The following is a 19388-nucleotide window of genomic DNA, read 5'->3' as shown; positions in this document are numbered from 1 at the left end:
AAATGAAGCAGCAGTATACAGCGTATGAGAAATTACAGTATGAAGAAATGACAGGCGCTGGGCACGTGATTCAATGTTTGAAGAAATTGGGTGTAACGACCGTTTTCGGCTATCCAGGCGGAGCGATTTTACCAGTATACGATGCGTTATACGAAAGTGGTTTGAAACATGTTTTAACTCGTCATGAACAAGCTGCCATTCATGCGGCTGAAGGATATGCGAGGGCTTCTGGAAAGGTTGGGGTAGTCTTTGCTACCTCTGGCCCAGGGGCGACAAATTTAGTTACGGGTTTAGCAGACGCTTATATGGATTCGATTCCTTTAGTTGTCATTACCGGGCAAGTTGCAACGCCTTTAATTGGTAAAGATGGATTTCAAGAAGCGGATGTTGTCGGAATTACAGTACCTGTTACGAAGCATAATTACCAGGTTCGTGATGTGAATCATGTATCACGAATTGTGCAAGAAGCTTTTTATATCGCCAAAAGCGGGCGCCCGGGACCAGTATTAATTGATATTCCAAAAGATGTTCAAAATGCAAAAGTCACCAGTTTCTTTAATGAAGAAGTTGATATTCCGGGGTACAAACCAGAACTTGTACCAGACAACATGAAACTTAGAGAGGTGGCTAAAGCAATTTCAAAATCTAAGCGTCCACTTCTTTATATTGGAGGAGGTGTCATTCATTCAGGTGGATCCGATGAACTCTTCGAATTCGCAAGGGAGAACCGTATTCCAGTCGTTTCAACTTTAATGGGGCTTGGTGCATATCCACCGGATGATCCATTGTTTCTAGGGATGCTTGGTATGCATGGGACATACGCTGCTAATATGGCGGTAACAGATTGTGATTTACTACTTGCATTAGGTGTTCGCTTCGATGATCGTGTAACAGGAAAATTAGAACTTTTTTCTCCGCACTCGAAAAAAGTACATATTGATATTGATTCTTCTGAGTTTCATAAAAATGTAACTGTAGAACATCCGATTGTTGGTGATGTAAAAAAAGCGTTACACATGCTGTTACATATGTCTATTTATACACAAACAGACGAATGGCTTCAGAAAGTAAAGACATGGAAAGAAGAATATCCACTTTCTTATAAGCAAAAAGAATCTGAGTTAAAACCACAGCATGTAATCAACTTAGTAAGTGAATTAACGAATGGTGAAGCGATTGTCACAACAGAAGTAGGTCAGCATCAAATGTGGGCTGCTCACTTCTATAAAGCAAGAAAACCTCGGACGTTCCTTACCTCTGGAGGATTAGGAACAATGGGGTTTGGTTTTCCAGCAGCAATTGGTGCTCAGCTAGCTAAAAAAGAAGAACTTGTCATTTGTATTGCAGGTGACGCTTCTTTTCAAATGAACATTCAAGAACTACAAACAATTGCTGAAAATAACATCCCTGTAAAAGTATTTATCATAAATAACAAATTTTTAGGGATGGTAAGGCAATGGCAAGAAATGTTTTATGAAAATCGTTTATCAGAATCAAAAATTGGATCACCAGATTTTGTGAAAGTAGCAGAAGCTTATGGAGTAAAGGGATTAAGAGCAACAAATTCAACCGAGGCAAAACAAGTGATGTTAGAAGCATTTGCTCACGAAGGTCCTGTCGTAGTTGATTTTTGTGTAGAAGAAGGTGAAAACGTATTTCCGATGGTTCCGCCAAACAAAGGGAATAACGAAATGATTATGAAGAGGTGGGAAGAATGAGTCATACTTTTTCACTCGTTATTCATAACGAGCCAAGCGTCTTATTACGTATAAGTGGGATTTTTGCTCGGCGTGGTTATTATATTTCTTCTTTACATTTAAAAGAAAGAGATACTAGTGGTGTTTCTGAAATGAAACTCACAGCAGTTTGTACTGAAAATGAAGCGACATTACTTGTTAGTCAGTTGAAAAAATTAATTGATGTTCTGCAAGTAAATAAATTATAAGGAGTGTATGGAATATGAAAACATATTATGAAAAAGATGCAAATGTAGAGTTATTACAAGGAAAAACTGTTGCAGTAGTTGGTTATGGATCACAAGGTCATGCGCAAGCAAAAAATTTACGTGATTCTGGTGTAGAGGTTGTAGTTGGTGTTCGTCCTGGTAAGTCGTATGAAGTAGCGAAAGCGGATGGATTTGAAGTAATGTCTGTTTCAGAAGCGGTTCGAACCGCACAAGTTGTACAAATGTTATTGCCAGATGAACAGCAAGCTCATGTGTATAAAGCAGAGGTAGAAGAGAATCTTCGTGAAGGACAAATGTTACTTTTCTCACATGGATTTAACATTCACTTCGGACAAATTAATCCGCCAAGTTACGTAGATGTAGCGATGGTCGCGCCAAAAAGTCCAGGTCATCTCGTTCGCCGTGTATTTCAAGAAGGAAATGGTGTTCCAGCATTAGTCGCAGTGCATCAAGATGCGACGGGAACAGCGCTACATGTAGCACTGGCGTATGCAAAAGGTGTAGGGTGTACACGTGCGGGGGTAATTGAAACGACATTCCAAGAAGAAACCGAAACGGATTTATTCGGTGAGCAAGCTGTACTTTGCGGCGGGGTAACTGCACTTGTGAAGGCCGGGTTCGAAACGTTAACGGAAGGTGGATATCGTCCTGAAATTGCATACTTTGAATGTTTGCATGAATTAAAGCTAATTGTTGACTTAATGTACGAAGGTGGATTAACGACTATGCGCCATTCTATTTCAGATACGGCAGAGTTTGGAGATTATGTAACAGGATCGAGAATTGTTACAGATGAAACGAAGAAGGAAATGAAGCGTGTTCTGACAGAAATTCAGCAAGGTGAATTTGCGAAGAAATGGATTTTAGAAAATCAAGCAGGGCGTCCGACGTATAACGCAATGAAAAAAGCAGAACAAAATCATCAATTAGAAAAAGTGGGAGCAGAGCTTCGTGAAATGATGAGCTGGATTCATGCACCGAAAGAATTAGTAAAGAAATAGAGTAAGAGAGTATAAATGAAAAATATGTAAGAGGGGATTTGACAAGATGAGAAGTGACATGATTAAAAAAGGTTTTGATAAAGCACCGCACCGTAGTTTATTAAAAGCAACTGGTTTGAAAGATGAAGATTTTGATAAACCTTTCATAGCGATTTGTAATTCTTTTATTGAAATTATTCCAGGGCATAAACACTTGAACGAGTTTGGGAAACTTGTAAAAGAGGCAGTTCGCGCGGCAGGTATGGTACCATTCGAATTCAATACAATTGGAGTTGACGATGGTATTGCGATGGGACATATCGGTATGCGTTATTCTCTTCCGAGTCGTGAAATTATTGCAGATTCAGTAGAAACGGTTGTAAATGCACACTGGTTTGACGGCATGATTTGTATCCCAAACTGTGACAAAATTACACCAGGTATGATGATGGCTGCACTACGTATTAATATTCCGACTGTGTTTGTTTCAGGCGGCCCGATGGCGGCTGGAAAAACGTCAAAAGGAGAAGTTGTTGATTTAAGCTCTGTTTTTGAAGGGGTAGGAGCTTATCAATCTGGGAAAATTTCAGAAGAAGAATTAAAAGATATTGAAGATCATGGCTGTCCATCTTGTGGCTCTTGTTCGGGTATGTTTACCGCGAACTCTATGAATTGTTTATGTGAAGTATTAGGTTTAGCTCTTCCTGGTAACGGGAGTATTTTAGCAATTGATCCAAGACGTGAAGAGTTAATTAAACAAGCAGCAGAGAAATTGAAAATTTTAATTGAAAGAGATATTAAGCCGCGTGATATTGTAACAGAAGAAGCAATTGACGATGCTTTTGCACTTGATATGGCGATGGGTGGATCAACGAATACAGTATTACATACGCTAGCACTCGCACAAGAGGCAGGACTAGATTATGATATGAACCGTATTGATGCAGTTTCAAGACGTGTACCTCATTTATGTAAAGTAAGTCCAGCCTCAAATTGGCATATGGAAGATATTGATCGTGCGGGCGGGATTAGTGCAATTTTGAAAGAGATGAGCCGGAAAGAAGGAGTACTTCATCTTGATCGAATAACTGCTACTGGGCAAACATTAAGAGAAAATATCGCTGAGGCAGAGATTAAAGATAAGGAGGTTATTCACTCTCTCGAAAACCCTCATAGTGAAGAGGGGGGCTTACGTATATTAAAAGGAAATCTTGCTAAAGATGGAGCGGTTATTAAAAGCGGTGCAACAGAGGTAAAGCGTTTTGAAGGGCCTTGCGTTATTTTTAATTCACAAGATGAGGCACTTGCGGGCATTATGCTTGGGAAAGTGAAGAAAGGAGATGTAGTTGTCATTCGTTATGAAGGACCAAGAGGTGGCCCTGGTATGCCAGAAATGTTAGCCCCAACATCAGCAATTGCTGGAATGGGATTAGGTGCTGAGGTTGCATTATTAACAGATGGACGTTTTTCTGGAGCTTCACGTGGAATTTCAGTAGGACATATTTCACCAGAGGCAGCAGCGGGCGGGATGATTGCACTTCTTGAACAAGGGGATATTGTATGTATTGATGTTGAAGAACGCTTACTAGAAGTAAGAGTGAGTGATGAAGAATTAGAAAAGCGTAAAAAAGAATGGAAACGACCAGAACCGAAAGTAAAAACTGGCTGGCTCGGACGTTATGCACAAATGGTAACATCGGCGAATACAGGGGCTGTCCTGAAAATCCCACATTTTGATTGAGCCAATTTAAAAGAGATAAGGATGATATATAATGGTGCAAAAGGTAAAGGAGAGAGTGAAAATTGAAGATATCTTAATGGCTCATAATTGCCTGAAAGATATCGTTATTAAAACACCGTTACAACGTGATACAGTTTTATCTGAGAAATATGATTGTGACGTTTATGTAAAACGAGAAGACTTACAATTAATTCGCTCTTTCAAAATTCGTGGTGCATACAATTTGATTCAAAGTTTACCGAAAGAAAAGTTACAAAACGGTGTTGTTTGTGCAAGTGCTGGTAATCATGCGCAAGGAGTTGCTTATACGTGTAATTTATTGAAGATTCCGTCAAAAATATTTATGCCCACAACAACACCGAAACAAAAAGTATCACAAGTACAATTTTTCGGTGGTGATTTCGCAGAGATTGTATTAGTTGGTGATACATTCGATAGCTCTTTCCAAGAAGCACAGTGTTATTGTGAAGAAAATAGAATGACATTTGTTCATCCGTTTGATGATCCGTATGTAGTTGCTGGTCAAGGGACAGTGGCAGTTGAAATTATGCATGATATGGAGAAACCGGTTGATTATATCTTTACAGCAATCGGTGGTGGTGGATTAGCATCAGGAGTTGGTACATATGTAAAAGGTGTTAGTCCTACTACAAAGGTTATTGGTGTAGAGCCAATGGGAGCTGCATCTATGAAAGAGGCTTTTCTTCAAAATGAAAATGTAGCATTGGAGAAAATAGATAGCTTTGTTGATGGGGCAGCTGTTAAAAAAGTAGGAAAGTTAACATTTGAAACTTGTAAAGATGTAATTGACGATATTATTTTAGTACCAGAGGGGAAAGTTTGTACGACGATTTTAGAACTGTATAAGAAAAATGCGATTGTAGCTGAACCGGCTGGTGCACTCTCTATTGCAGCGCTTGATTTATATAGAGATGAAATAAAAGGTAAAACAGTTGTATGTACGCTAAGTGGTGGAAATAATGATATTGATAGAATGCAAGAAATGAAAGAGCGTTCGCTCATTTATGAAGGACTGAAACATTACTTTATCATTGAATTTCCGCAGCGTTCAGGTGCGCTAAGAGAATTTCTTGATAAAGGATTAGGACCAGAAGATGACATTACGCGCTTTGAGTATATTAAGAAACATAATAAAGAAAATGGTCCAGCATTAGTCGGCGTAGAATTAAAACATAAAGAAGATTATGAGCAATTAATTACTCGCTTTAAAGAAAATAATATTCAATTTATGGAACTTAATAAAAACCCTGTTTTGTTTGATTTGCTTATTTAATAGAAGGAAAGAGTTAGAATGTAAATAAAAAAGATAGATACAAGCGAGGGAATATAGTGCTTGTTCTATCTTTTTTATAGTTAAACTAGGTACTCATTAAATTCAAGAAGAATAAAGCTAGCTAACCAAAAGAGTATCGCAATACGAATGATTACATACATTGTAAATTCAAAAGGAGTAAGGTTTCTCTCTCGCTTTATTTTTTTAAATAGTCTCACAGAATAAAAGGAACATAAAAGCAGGATTGCTATAGACATTTTATAGATGTTTTCTAAGAGGTTTATATTTTCTAATAACTCTTTCAGCATGTTTATCACCTATTCTGTAAAGTATATTACAGAGAAATAGATCTTGAGCTGTCTAGTTTCGTTTGTTTTTTATTTTCCCTGTATCATCAATTTCTACATCAGTTGAAATTGTTTGTAAATATTGAAGAGCTTTTTTCTTTTCTCCTTCATTTACAGGGGAAACTTGGTTGTTGCGAATGATATAAGGATTGAATGACATTTGGACATCCTTTCCTTTAAAAGTTAAAGTTAATACGCCAGTTTCAGCGCTTTTCCCATTCACATAACTCGGGAATAAAAAGTTACCTAATGAGTAAGCGATAGGAACTTTATTATAATACTCAAACCCTTGTAACCAATGTGGATGGCTCCCGACAATTGCGTTAGCTCCTGCTTCAACCATTTTAGGTACATATTGCTTTTGGTATTCTACCGGACGATTTGATTTTTCAACGCCCCAATGCATATAGACGATTAAATAGTCTGCATCTTTCTTTTGTTCTTTAATTGTTTTTGTTACAAGATTTAAATCATAGCCATTCGCAACGCCAGGTTTATTCTCACCAGCTACCCAATTAGAATCAGGCATAAATCGAACGAAGGAAAGAAATTTAAACTTTTTCCCTTTTACGGTCATTTCTCGTGCTGTATATGCATCTTTCGCATTTTTTCCGGCTCCAATGTAAGGGAACTTTAATTTTTCTACGTGAGAAATCGTATCTAATAATCCATCTTGCCCATAATCAAGTGTGTGGTTATTCCCAATATTTACGATGTCATATCCAGTGTTTTTAATAGCTTGTAGTGTAGATGGATCACTTTTAATCCAAAACAGTTGCCCAGGTGCTTTCTTTTCTTTCGTTGTAAATGCCGACTCTAAATTCACAAAAGAAATATCAGCTTTTTTTATTTCTTCTTTTACATGTTGGAATGGGTAATCAGCCCCATTCTTTTCGATTATAGGACGTAATTGCCAATCAAACATTGTATCACCAGAGAAGGTGAGTGTGATTTCTTGGTCTTCTATTTTCTTTTCGCTTTTTGAAGCGGTTTTACTAGATTTGTTTTGCAAATCGGGTTTGTCTTTTGCTTTTGAAATAAAAGAGTAATTGATTAATAAAACAATCGGTGTAATGAAAAAGGCTATTAACAAAAATCGTTTTAGTAAAGTTTTCATATATACCTTCCCTTTTAATATTATCCCGCAATTAAATTAACACTGAATCTATTAAAGGTAATTAAAGTTACAAAAAATAGCGGGTTATGTAGTGGAAAACATTTGTTAATATTCTCAATATTAAGTTAACATATAGATAACCTGTAAATCAATGTATAAACCAAAATATAGAAATAAAGAATTCGAAGGGTGAAGAATGAGAAATGGTTATATTAGGAGCAGTTGTAAATGGAATTTGTATTATATTTGGTACTTTACTTGGTAAATTATTTAGTAGGATTCCAGAAAGTATGAAAGGGACGATAATGCACGCAATCGGTTTAGCGGTTACTGTGCTTGGGCTTCAAATGGCATTAAAAAGTGAAAACTTTCTTGTTGTCATACTGAGTTTAGTGATTGGTACGGTAATTGGAGAATGGTTACAATTAGAAGAAAAGTTAAAACATTTAGGGGATTGGCTAGAAAATAAAGTTGGATCGAAAGGGAAAGGTAGCATATCAGAAGGTTTTGTAACAGCTACTTTAATTTTTGCAATTGGCGCGATGGGGATACTTGGTGCACTTGACAGTGGGATTCGCGGAAATCATGATATTTTATTTACAAAGGCGATTATCGATGGATTTATTTCTATTATATTAACGACAACTCTAGGAATTGGCGTAGTATTTTCGGCGATTCCAGTTGTTTTATATGAAGGTGGTATTGCAGTTTTTGCAACACAAATTAATAGTTTTGTCCCGAAAGAATTAATGAACCAATTTATAGTGGAGATGACGGCTACGGGCGGCATTATGATATCTGCTATTGGATTGAACTTGCTTAGTATTATTAAAATCAAGGTGGCAAATTTACTTCCAGGTATATTGGTAGTGGGTGTAATTGTTTCAATTATTTATGGTTACGGTTTGTTAGTAAATTAGTAGAGGATGGAAACACATATGGAGGAATTTCAATTTACAAAACGTTTGCATAAAATATTGGAGATTGCAGCAAAAGAGAGTGAGTATAACATAATTCACCCAGTCCATCTGTTTATAGGTATGTGTAAAGAAGGTACAGGAGTTTGCGCTGAGTTATTTATGTATTTGTTTCACAAAGTCGGTCCAGATTTTTTAGAAAAACTTTCGTTACGAAAACAATACGATTTACATAATCAAGAGTATAAAAAAATAGGGCAATATAAACTATCTTATAAGGCGATAGAAATTTTACAAATAGCGAAGAAACGTATGGAACGCTTTCAGCAAGTAGTAGTAAATGAAGGACATGTTATGTATGCATTATTTCGTGTAGATACAAATATTGGTGGATTTATACATACACAAATGCAAGAAGATATATTACGTATTACAGCTGCACCGAGAGACTTAGCGGTTGATTTAAATAGTTTTAAATCTATTTATAATACATTATTTTGTCATGTAAGAAGAGTTAGTCCTTCTGATTTTGATAAGTTATCACGATTTGTAGTGGATGAATTTGGTGAACGGTGGTTACAGTCGGTTGATTATGGATTTCGGACATATAACGAAAAGTTACCTATCTATATTGCACAGCAGGAGGAAGTAATAGTTGGTTTCGCCTGTTACGATGTAGTGAGAGGAAAGAAAGGCTTGTTTGGTCCAATGGGCATAGCGAAACAAAATCGTGTGAAAGGTGTAGAAAAGAATTATTGCATCATTGTTTATATAATATGAAGCAAGATGGATATGAATATGCGATTATTGGACAAGCAGGTCCCATTGAGTTTTACGAGAGAAATTGTAATGCTCGTTTAATACCGATAGATAATAAGTAACCAACTTCATATAGAGGAGTTGGTTTTATTATGAAAATGATGTAGAGATGTAGTGTTTTTTACTAGAAAATAGCGGGTTTTGTAGTAAATCTTGCATATAAAGCAAATTACTAAACTTTTTACAAGAAAGGGTGTAGAATGGGTATCTAAAGAAAGAAGGTGTGAAAATGGCCAGCTGGAAACGGAATTTAATGATTTGTTGGCTAGGTTGTTTTACCACTGCAGCCGGTATGAGTTTAGTAATTCCTTTCTTATCTTTTTATATTGAGGAATTAGGAGTAACTGGCACTTCAAGCATTGCACAGTGGTCGGGACTTGCATTTGGTGTAACATTTTTAATGGGTGCGATCGTATCGCCAATATGGGGAAAGCTTGGTGATATACATGGACGGAAATTGATGCTTATTCGTGCTAGCCTCGGTATGGCGATTATTATGACGCTTATGGGGTTTGTAACGGATGTGTATCAACTAGTCGCACTAAGATTTTTAATGGGAGCAGTATCTGGTTTCCTTTCAACAGCGATGACATTTATTGCAGCAGAAACTCCGAAAGAACATTCAGGTTGGGCGATTTCCACAATTTCAACTGGTGGTGTGAGCGGTTCGTTACTTGGCCCGTTACTTGGCGGTTATTTGTCTGAGTTAATTGGAATGCGTCATGTCTTTCTTGTTACGGGAGCTTTTTTATTCCTTTCCTTTCTCATCGTTTTTTTCTTCCTGCATGAAGAAAATCACTCTGCTCAAGCAAAAAAAACACAGCCGAAAAAAGTATGGACGATGGTCCCAGCGAAGCATTTAATTATTAGTTTATTTGTAACAACATTTATTATTCAACTTGCTAATATGTCAGTTCAACCAATTGTTACATTGTACGTGAAAAATTTAGTAGGTCCTCATACTGCACATATTGAAACAATTGCGGGTGCAGTTATGTCAGCGACAGGATTAGCAGTTATTTTGGCAGCACCAAGACTAGGAAGATTATCAGATCATATCGGTCCTCAAAAAACGTTAGTTGTAGCGTTATTTGCTGCAGGAATTATTTTTATCCCGCAAGCATTTGTAACGTCAGCTTGGCAACTATTAATTCTTCGATTTTTATTAGGTATCGCACAAGCAGGATTATTACCTTCCGTACAAACTCTACTAAAACAACATACACCAACCCATGTTACGGGACGAATATTTGGATATAATCAATCATTTCAGTTTTTAGGAAATATGATTGGTCCAGTGCTCGGGGGACAAATTGCAGCGCATGCAGGTTTCCAATATGTTTTCCTCTCTACATCTTCACTATTATTTATTGCGTGTATTTGGGTTTATTTTCATAATAAGAACGAAGAGGTATCAGAGAAACGACATTTGGAAGTTAGTTAACTAAGTGAATGAAAAAGAAAAAGGATGAAGCAGCATGTGCTTCATCCTTTTCTTTAAAATCGAAGACAAAGATAACTTAATGTACCAAGCTCGTAACTACGGTGAATGACTTCACCGCTATTTTCACCACTTCCCATAGCGATAAATAAAGGAACAAAATGTTCTGCTCTTGGTACTGCTAATTGTGCATGAGGAGCATTTTTCTCCCAATTAAACAATGCATCTTTATCGTTATTCTGCATATGTTTAATAATCCAATCATCAAATTCAATTGCCCATTTTTCAGGTGTAGTTTGATTCCATTTCAGTGCTCGTAAATTATGAACGGTAACGCCACTCCCGATTACTAAAATATCTTCTTGTCCGAGTCCTTTAAGTGCTTCTCCAATTTCAAATTGTTCTGTTGCAGAAAGGAATGGATTGACTGATATTTGCACGACAGGAATATTTGCTTCTGGATACATGCGGTGCAGGAGTGTCCATGAACCATGATCTAAACCTCTCGTCATATTATGATGGACTGAAATACCTTTGTTCTTAAATTTTGTTTCTAAAATAGATGCAATATGAGAAGAGCCTTTCGCACGATATTTGATTTCGTATAACTCAGGGGGAAAACCTCCAAAATCATAAATTGTTTCATACTCGTTATCTGATGAGGAAATCGTTAATACTTCACTTTCCCAATGAGCAGTGAAAATAACAATTGCTTTCGGTTTATATGTTTCTCCAAGTGTTTTTAAAAATCGTGTATAGTCTGTATCTTGAATAGCGAGCATAGGCGAACCATGTGCTAAAAATAATGATGGCATCATAATAGTAGGAACCTCCTAAAAATTATATAATTACTTTATGTAAGTAACTATATAATTTTATTTTGGATTCGTCAAGAAATTAGTTTAAAAGCAAGTCTGAAAAATACATCATTTGTCATAATGAAAGCAATTACATATAATATAAAATAAGAAAAGTGAATGGATATTCATTTTCTTAAAGCTATACATAATAGAGTTGGGGGCTGACGAAATGAATGTACAGGAAAGTTTCGTTACGGCATTGGATGGATCGGAAATTTATTTGCGTAAGTGGTTACCAGAAGGAGATCCGAGAGGAATTATTCAAATTGCACATGGCATGACAGAGCATGCAGGGGTGTATACAGAATTTGTAGATGCTTTATTGGAAGCAGGGTATGGTGTTTATGCGCATGATCATAAAGGACATGGGAAAACAGTAAAAAAAGAAGAAGATTATGGTCATTTTGAACCAAATATAGGGTGGAATCAAGTTGTATCGGATGTTATCTTTGTTTCAGAAAAGATAAAAGAAGAGCAGTCAAGTCCTTTGTTTTTACTTGGACATAGTATGGGTTCTTTTTTATCAAGACGTGCTGTACAACTTAGAGGCGAATTATATGATGGATTTCTGATTTCAGGAACAGGTGGAAATCCAGGGCTTTTAGGAGCTATTGGTCATAAAGTAGCAACAATCGAAATGAAATTGCGTGGGGCAAAAACGAAAAGTCCAATGTTAAACTTTTTATCTTTCGGAAACTTCAATTCGAACTTTAAGCCAAATCGTACAAAATTTGATTGGTTATCTTCAGATAATAATCAAGTTGATAAATATATTTCGGATCCGTTATGTGGTTTCATTTGTACGACGAGTTTTTACCGAGAATTATTTTCTGGTGTATTAGAAGTAAATAAACTAGAAGAATACAAGAAGACGCCAAAGAATCTTCCAATACATATATTCTCTGGTGATCGTGATCCTGTTGGCGATATGGGGAAAGGTGTAAAAGAAGTATATGAAAACTATAAAAAATGTGGTGTGAAAGACGTGACACTACGTTTATATGAAAATGGTAGACATGAAATGTTTCATGAAGTAAATAAGGATGAAGTATTTAAAGATTTAATTTCGTGGTTAGATGCGCATAATAAATGAGAAAGATAATCCCAAACTGTTTGTAGTTTGGGATTATTTATTATACAGAAATAGGGGCAATAAATTCTTAAATTCACTTTACTTAATAAAAAATAAAAAAATATTGTATGAGAGGAAACCTCACTTTTCTGAAGTGAGGTTTTTTGTAGTAACGAAGTAATAGTGAATAAAACTAATTTTAAAAGTAATTTAAAATTAAACTTTTTATAAAGCAACAGATGCTCGTTCATAATAGTAGTATAATAGTGAATGAGGTGTTAATAGAATGGAAGATAGAACGTTAGGTTTATTACTAGATGTTGTTGGGGAACTATTTTCAGATGAAATTTCAATTGCTGTTTCGAATACGAAAGAATATATTTACTATCGGCCAAGTAAACGAATTGATTTAAAGATTAGTGTCGGGGATCCTATAAAGGAAGGAACGATTGCTCATAAAGCGATGGTGATGAATCAAAAAACCTCTGAGTTTATGAATCGGGATGTTTTTGGTATTCCTTATCATGGAATGGCTGTACCATTTTCAAACAATGGAAAGCTTGAAGGGTGCGTGACGGCAATTTATCCAGCTTTAACGGATGGAAAGTCAGTTGTTACTTTAAAAACAACAGACGGCTGGATTCCGGTTCCTTTTTCAAAGGTTATGTATTTAGAGGCTAAAGATAAAAAGACGTATGTGAATTCAGAAGAGTTATCAGGAACACATAAATACTCTCTGCAAGAATTCGAATACTTGCTTCCGAAAGATTCATTTATTAGATGTCACCGTTCGTTTATTGTAAATGTTAATCATATTAAAGCAATTTATCCTGATACCCATTCTACTTTTGTACTTTCGATGGATAATGGTGAGAGAGTACCAGTTAGTCAATCATACGCTAGTTATTTCCGTAAACTTCTAGGATTCTAAATTTTTCTGCTTTAGAACCTAGATTTGCTGTTCTGTCTGAATTTTCGGCATTGTATACTAAAATCCCTATTTTGATAGTGTTAATGTGTAAAATAATTATGAATATTCAATGAGAGAGGGATTACATATGGAGAACAATTTAGATAGAATCAGAGATCAACGTCTAAAAGATCGGGTAGTTACACCTGAAGAAGCTGCTTCCTGGATTCAAAGTGGAATGACTTTAGGCTTAAGTGGGTTTACACGTGCAGGTGATGTAAAAGCAGTCCCATTTGCGCTTGTAAACCGAGTTAAGAATGATGAATCTTTTAAAGTAAATGTTTATACTGGGGCTTCTTTAGGATCGGATGTAGACAAATTATTTGCTGAGGCAGGAATTTTAGGGAAAAGATTACCTTTCCAAGCTGACGCTACTATGCGAAAAGGAATTAATAACGGAGACTTTTTATTTGTGGATCAACACTTGTCTCATACAGCAGAGTTACTCCGTGCTGACGTTCTGGATATAGATTTCGCTATTTTGGAAGCGGTTGCGATTACAGAGGACGGAATGATTATTCCAACCACTTCAATTGGAAATTCCTTAGCGTTTTCCTTAAATGCTAAGTCTATTATTATTGAAATGAATATGGCTCAATCCGCGCAATTAGAGGGGCTACATGATCTATATGAACCAGGTAAACAAGGGGAGAGGCTTCCAATTCCGCTTGTGAAAACAGATGACCGAATTGGAACAATCGGTATTCCAATTAATCCTGAAAAAGTAAAGGGAATTGTGTTTACGAATCAATTGGATTCGCCATCGACAATTGTTCCTCCGGATGAAGAAACTGTTATTATGGCACAGCATTTAATAGAATTCCTTCGAGAAGAAGTCAAAGTAGGCCGATTAACAAATCGTTTAGCGCCGTTACAATCAGGAATTGGTTCAGTGGCTAACGCCGTATTGCATGGAATGTTAGATTCAGAATTTGAAGATTTAGAAGTATATTCCGAGGTTTTACAAGATGCAGTTTTTGATCTTATGGATGCTGGAAAAGTCAATTTTGCTTCTTGTTGTTCTATCACGCTTTCTGAAGAGAAAATGCAACAAGTATTTTCTAACTTTGAAAAATATCGTGACAAATTAATGATGCGTCCACAAGAGATTTCCAATCATCCTGAAATCATTCGTCGCCTTGGATTAATCTCAATTAATACTGCATTAGAATTAGATATATACGGAAATGTTAACTCTACTCACGTTTTAGGTACAAAAATGATGAATGGTATTGGTGGGTCTGGTGATTTTGCAAGAAATGCTCGCCTAGCTATTTTTGTTACTAAATCAATTGCGAAAGGTGGTAACATTTCAAGTATCGTTCCTTTCGTTTCTCATGTAGACCATACTGAACATGATGTAGATGTTATCGTCACTGAACAGGGATATGCCGACTTAAGGGGACTTGCGCCAAGAGAAAGAGTGGAACTTATTATTGAGAATTGCGCACATCCAATGTATCGTGAACAGCTACGAGCTTATTACGAAGAAGCAAAAATAAGAGGTGGACAAACTCCTCATATTTTAGAAAAAGCTTTTTCTTGGCATACGAACTATGCTAAAAATGGAACAATGCTTGAAGCGGTAGTAGAAACTGTATAGGTTTGTATCGTACGAAATAGTAAAACGAATGAGTGAGCTTGAAGATTAAATTTTAGAAAAAGAGAACGCCAACTTTTAGGGATGGCGTTCTTTTTCTTTAAAAAAATTGTTGAAAATCGTACTGATTATAATAAAGATTTATAAAATCAATTTCTATTTTATGGAAATTAAAGGTTTTTTTGAAGTGCTTTCCGAATCAATTTAGTAGTGTACATATTGAAAGTGAGGAAAAAGAATCATGAAGATAAGAGAAGCATTATTAAGTGAAGCAAATGAATTAAGTGAACTCGCACTACATTCAAAAGCAACGTGGAATTATAGTGAAGAATTCATACTTGCTTGTAAGGAAGATTTAACAATTACGGAAGAGTACATAAAAAATAATTTTGTATATGTTTTAGTAAACGATAATGCGAAGATTGGTTTTTTCTCATTTTTACGTAATGATAAAGCTCTCGATTTCTTGTACATTCATCCTCATTACAAAGGAAAAGGTTACGGGAAAATACTTTGGGAGTATGTAATAGAAAAAGCCAATGAACTAGGATTAAAAAGTTTTACAATTGATAGTGATCCGAATGCAAAAGGATATTACTTGAAAATGGGAGCACAGTTAATAGGAGAGACACCATCAACTATCTTTAAGGGGCGTGTACTGCCTCTTTTGAAATATGATGTGTAAAACTATTAATAGTAGGGGAAGATTAGAATGGATGATGTAAAGGAAAAAAGAATATATGAAGCACTAATAAAATCGTGGTCGATTGAAACGAGTTCAAAGTGGACAATTGAAAACCCAGCAAAGGGACAATGTGGTGTTACAGCTCTTGTCGTTCAAGACATATACGGAGGAGAAATTAAAAAGACAAAAGTAAGAGAGGTATGGCACTTTTATAACTTTATAGATGGGCAGAGATTTGATTTTACAGAGACTCAATTCAATGGGAAATTGAATTATATGGATGAAAAGTCAAATCGGGAAGAAGCATTTGCAGATACAAATGAAAAGCAATATAACATTTTGAAGGGAAAAATAACGAAAGAATTAAAATTATCTTTTGACTCTTAATCTTTAATAAGTTACTATAATGGTGGTAACTTATTAAAGGGAACTTCATAGAGTTGAAAGGGGAAATACTTTTGAAAACAACTTATGTAAACGCTACAATTGTAACGATGAATGAACAAAACGAAGTGATAGAAAATGGATATATCATTGTAGAGAATGATCAAATTATAGATGTAAAGAGCGGAGAATTCGCTAATGAATTTGAAGTAGATGAAGTAATTGACATGAAAGGAAAGTGGGTTTTACCAGGGCTTGTAAATACACATACACACGTTGTAATGAGTCTCCTAAGAGGTATTGGAGATGATATGTTATTACAGCCATGGCTTGAGACGAGAATTTGGCCACTGGAAAGTCAATTTACTCCCCAAATTGCGGTCGCTAGTACGGAATTAGGATTACTTGAGATGGTGAAAAGTGGTACAACATCATTCTCTGACATGTTTAATCCAATTGGAGTAGATCAAGACGCAATTATGGAAACGGTATCAAGGAGCGGGATGCGAGCTGCTGTTTCAAGAACTTTATTTAGCTTCGGAACGAAAGACGATGAAAAGAAAGCGATTGAAGAAGCTGAGAAATATGTGAAGCGTTACTATAACGAAAGTGACATGTTAACTACGATGGTTGCACCACATAGTCCATATACATGTAGTACAGAATTGTTAGAAGAGTGCGCACGGATTGCAGTAGAGAATCAAACGATGGTTCATATCCATCTTTCTGAAACAGAGCGTGAAGTACGTGATATTGAAGCACAATATGGAAAACGTCCAGTAGAATATGCAGCGAGCTGCGGATTGTTTAAACGCCCAACAGTTATTGCACACGGTGTAGTATTAAATGATGATGAGCGTGCATTTTTAGCAGAACATGATGTTCGAGTAGCACATAACCCAAATAGTAATTTAAAACTAGGTTCTGGTATAGCGAATGTAAAAGCGATGCTAGAAGCAGGAATAAAAGTAGGAATTGCAACAGATAGTGTTGCATCTAACAATAATTTAGACATGTTTGAAGAAATGCGCATAGCGACTTTATTACAAAAAGGTATTCACCAAGATGCAACAGCATTACCAGTTGAAACAGCTCTTTCTCTTGCGACAAAAGGAGCTGCGGAAGTAATCGGGATGAAACAAACAGGGTCACTAGAAGCTGGTAAGTGTGCTGATTTTATTACGATTGACCCGTCTAATAAGCCGCATTTACAACCAGCGGATGAAGTGTTATCACACCTTGTATATGCTGCTAGTGGAAAAGATATAAGCGATGTAATTATTAACGGAAAACATGTCGTTTGGAATGGCGAATGTAAAACGTTAGATGAAGAGCGTATTATATTTGAAGCAAGTCGTTATAAACGAGGTTTGCAAAGATAGATAATTATGTGGCAGTTGAAAAAGCTATCCTTTTAAAAGGATAGCTTTTTTCTTGAACGAATAAATATTCAAAAGAATGTCGCATCTTTCTGTTAGTATTTCTGCTATAATATATTACGCTTTATAATATTTTATATTTAAGGAGAACAACTCATGAAGCGAAAAAAGAGCCATTTAATGGTAATGGCACTTGTTACATCTTTATTATTAACAGCTTGTAATAATAAAGCGAATAAAAGTGATACAGAGGTTAAAAAACAAGTGTTAAATGTAACAGTATCAGAAGAAATTCCTTCTCTGGACACTGCGAAAACAATGGATGGTACATCAGCCCACGTTATGCAGAATATATTTGAGGGGTTATATGTATTAAATGATCAAGATCAGCCTATTCCAGCAGTAGCAAGATCGTTTAAAAGAAGTGAAGATGGTAAGAAATATACATTTGATTTGCGTAAAGATGCAAAATGGTCAAATGGAGACAGTGTGACAGCAAATGATTTTATATTTGCATGGAAACGTGCAATTAATCCTGAAACGGCATCTCAATATGCATACATGCTCTTTTATGTGAAAAATGCGAAAGAGATTAATAAGGGAACAATGCCTCTTGATGCACTTGGGGTTAAAGCAATAAATAATTATACGTTAGAAGTTGAACTCGAACAGCCAGTTCCGTATTTTTTACAGTTGTTAGCACTACCTATATACTTACCACAGCATGAATCATTTTTGAACGAACAAGGAAACAATTATGCATTGGAACCTAGTAATCTCATATATAACGGTCCATTTGTATTAGAAAAATGGAAGCATGAACAAGAGTTTCAATTAAAGAAGAATGCTACATATTGGGATCGAAAGAAAGTGAAATTAGACGAAATAAACTTTCATATCGTAAAGGATACAATGACAGCTGTAAATTTATATGAAGCCGGAGATTTAGATCGAGTACCTATTAATTCGCAAGTTGTAGACAAGTATAAAGGGAATAAGGAATTACATATGTCGAGTGATCCTGGAATTGCTATGCTTCGTTTTAATGAAAAAAATAACGCGTTAGCAAATAAAAAGGTGCGTCAATCTATTTCATTAGCGTTAAATAAAGATGATTTCGTTGCTCACTTTATTAATAACGGAGCAAAACCTGCAAGTGGACTTGTACCAGTTGGTCATGTAAATGAAGTGACTGGTAAAGATTTTAGAAAAGAAAATGGAGATATTTCCTCATATGATTTGCAAAATGCGAAAAAACTTTGGGAAGAAGCGAAAAAAGAGCTTGGGGTAGAACAAGTAAACCTAGAGTTCTTAACGTTCGAACAAGATAACGCAATACGTATGGCAGAATATATAAAAGGTGATTTAGAGAAGAATTTGCAAGGGTTAACGATACAAATTAAACAACAGCCATTTAAGCAAAAATTACAGTTAGAACAAATAGGTGATTACGATATAACTATGGCAAATTGGGGACCTGACTATAAAGACCCAATTAGTTATTTAGAGTTATTTACGACAGGGAATCCGAATAATAAAATGAATTATTCTAATGTTCGTTACGATGAATTAATAAAGAAAGCGAAAACGGATTTTGTACTAGATACGGAAAATCGATGGAAAGCGTTGCGAGAAGCCGAGCAGGTATTATTAGAAGATGCTGCGGTGGCGCCGCTTTATCATATTGGCTCAGCATATGTACAAAAGGATTATGTAAAAGGAATTGAAAAGCATCAATTTGGTGGTATTTATACTTATAAGAATGCTTATATTGCTAATGAATAAATACAAAAAACCTTACTTTTTAAAAGTAAGG

General features: G+C 35.8%; 17 protein-coding genes and 1 pseudogene. 15 read left to right on the top strand and 3 right to left on the bottom strand.

All coding sequences use genetic code 11. The annotated features are described in order from the left end of the window. Positions 1-2: 2 nt before the first annotated feature. Genes ilvB through ilvA form a run of 5 tightly spaced genes read left to right on the top strand, consistent with a single transcriptional unit; the run spans position 3 to position 5981 of the window. Complete coding sequence (ilvB, locus tag ACTFR3_RS07685) at positions 3-1718, top strand: acetolactate synthase large subunit (protein ID WP_053565516.1); 1716 nt, start codon at positions 3-5, stop codon at positions 1716-1718. After that, positions 1715-1945: an ACT domain-containing protein gene (locus ACTFR3_RS07680; RefSeq protein ID WP_000019909.1), complete on the top strand. Its 231-nt coding sequence runs from the start codon at positions 1715-1717 to the stop codon at positions 1943-1945. Before ilvB ends, ACTFR3_RS07680 begins: the two co-directional genes overlap by 4 nt. A 14-nt stretch (positions 1946-1959) precedes the next feature. Beyond that, the gene (ilvC, locus tag ACTFR3_RS07675) at positions 1960-2967 is read left to right on the top strand and encodes a ketol-acid reductoisomerase (RefSeq protein ID WP_259590637.1); all 1008 of its coding nucleotides are present in this window, start codon (positions 1960-1962) and stop codon (positions 2965-2967) included. 46 nt (positions 2968-3013) lie between these two features. Then, a complete protein-coding gene (gene ilvD, locus ACTFR3_RS07670) occupies positions 3014-4687 on the top strand; it encodes a dihydroxy-acid dehydratase (protein ID WP_001255814.1) in 1674 nt (557 codons plus the stop codon). Between the two features lie 31 nt (positions 4688-4718). Then, positions 4719-5981: a threonine ammonia-lyase IlvA gene (gene ilvA, locus ACTFR3_RS07665; protein ID WP_000250317.1), complete on the top strand. Its 1263-nt coding sequence runs from the start codon at positions 4719-4721 to the stop codon at positions 5979-5981. Positions 5982-6061: 80 nt separating this feature from the next. On the opposite strand, the gene ACTFR3_RS07660 is transcribed toward ilvA, so the two are convergent. After that, a complete protein-coding gene (locus ACTFR3_RS07660) occupies positions 6062-6289 on the bottom strand; it encodes a hypothetical protein (RefSeq protein ID WP_000910604.1) in 228 nt (75 codons plus the stop codon). A 52-nt stretch (positions 6290-6341) separates the two neighbouring features. Further along, a complete protein-coding gene (locus ACTFR3_RS07655; RefSeq protein WP_000854536.1) occupies positions 6342-7445 on the bottom strand; it encodes a CapA family protein in 1104 nt (367 codons plus the stop codon). Positions 7446-7648: 203 nt separating this feature from the next. Between ACTFR3_RS07655 and ACTFR3_RS07650 the strand changes: the two genes are divergently transcribed. From ACTFR3_RS07650 to ACTFR3_RS07640, 3 genes and pseudogenes are all read left to right on the top strand, one after another. Then, positions 7649-8365, top strand: coding sequence for a DUF554 domain-containing protein (locus tag ACTFR3_RS07650; RefSeq protein ID WP_000236030.1), 717 nt, complete (start codon positions 7649-7651; stop codon positions 8363-8365). Between the two features lie 18 nt (positions 8366-8383). After that, positions 8384-9243: pseudogene (locus tag ACTFR3_RS07645) on the top strand (GNAT family N-acetyltransferase). A gap of 167 nt (positions 9244-9410) precedes the next feature. Then, a complete protein-coding gene (locus tag ACTFR3_RS07640; RefSeq protein WP_000179303.1) occupies positions 9411-10625 on the top strand; it encodes a multidrug efflux MFS transporter in 1215 nt (404 codons plus the stop codon). A 53-nt stretch (positions 10626-10678) separates the two neighbouring features. Here ACTFR3_RS07640 and ACTFR3_RS07635 read toward each other — a convergent pair whose 3' ends face one another. Then, a complete protein-coding gene (locus ACTFR3_RS07635; protein WP_259590634.1) occupies positions 10679-11440 on the bottom strand; it encodes a DODA-type extradiol aromatic ring-opening family dioxygenase in 762 nt (253 codons plus the stop codon). Between the two features lie 211 nt (positions 11441-11651). Between ACTFR3_RS07635 and ACTFR3_RS07630 the strand changes: the two genes are divergently transcribed. The 7 genes from ACTFR3_RS07630 (at position 11652) to ACTFR3_RS07600 (ending at position 19357) form a co-directional block, all read left to right on the top strand. After that, entirely contained in the window at positions 11652-12575 is a 924-nt protein-coding gene (locus ACTFR3_RS07630) for an alpha/beta fold hydrolase (protein WP_259590632.1), read from the top strand. 265 nt (positions 12576-12840) lie between these two features. Further along, on the top strand, positions 12841-13485 hold the full coding sequence (locus ACTFR3_RS07625) for a LytTR family DNA-binding domain-containing protein (protein WP_000390211.1): 645 nt from the start codon (positions 12841-12843) through the stop codon (positions 13483-13485). A gap of 127 nt (positions 13486-13612) precedes the next feature. Beyond that, a complete protein-coding gene (locus tag ACTFR3_RS07620; protein ID WP_440044328.1) occupies positions 13613-15127 on the top strand; it encodes an acetyl-CoA hydrolase/transferase family protein in 1515 nt (504 codons plus the stop codon). A gap of 238 nt (positions 15128-15365) precedes the next feature. Continuing rightward, positions 15366-15809: a GNAT family N-acetyltransferase gene (locus ACTFR3_RS07615; RefSeq protein ID WP_063219840.1), complete on the top strand. Its 444-nt coding sequence runs from the start codon at positions 15366-15368 to the stop codon at positions 15807-15809. Positions 15810-15836: 27 nt separating this feature from the next. Then, complete coding sequence (locus ACTFR3_RS07610) at positions 15837-16196, top strand: YunG family protein (protein WP_000342907.1); 360 nt, start codon at positions 15837-15839, stop codon at positions 16194-16196. Between the two features lie 53 nt (positions 16197-16249). Continuing rightward, positions 16250-17575 (top strand): bifunctional S-methyl-5'-thioadenosine deaminase/S-adenosylhomocysteine deaminase, encoded by a 1326-nt coding sequence (locus tag ACTFR3_RS07605; protein WP_002025625.1) that lies wholly within the window; start codon positions 16250-16252, stop codon positions 17573-17575. 153 nt (positions 17576-17728) lie between these two features. Next, positions 17729-19357: a peptide ABC transporter substrate-binding protein gene (locus tag ACTFR3_RS07600; RefSeq protein ID WP_000823515.1), complete on the top strand. Its 1629-nt coding sequence runs from the start codon at positions 17729-17731 to the stop codon at positions 19355-19357. The last annotated feature ends 31 nt before the right edge of the window (positions 19358-19388 follow it).

The organism is Bacillus cereus group sp. MYBK14-1 (assembly GCF_051916885.1).
GTDB lineage: Bacteria > Bacillota > Bacilli > Bacillales > Bacillaceae_G > Bacillus_A > Bacillus_A cereus.
Note: the sequence above shows the minus strand (reverse complement) of the source record. Positions and strands in the feature narration are given on the sequence as shown.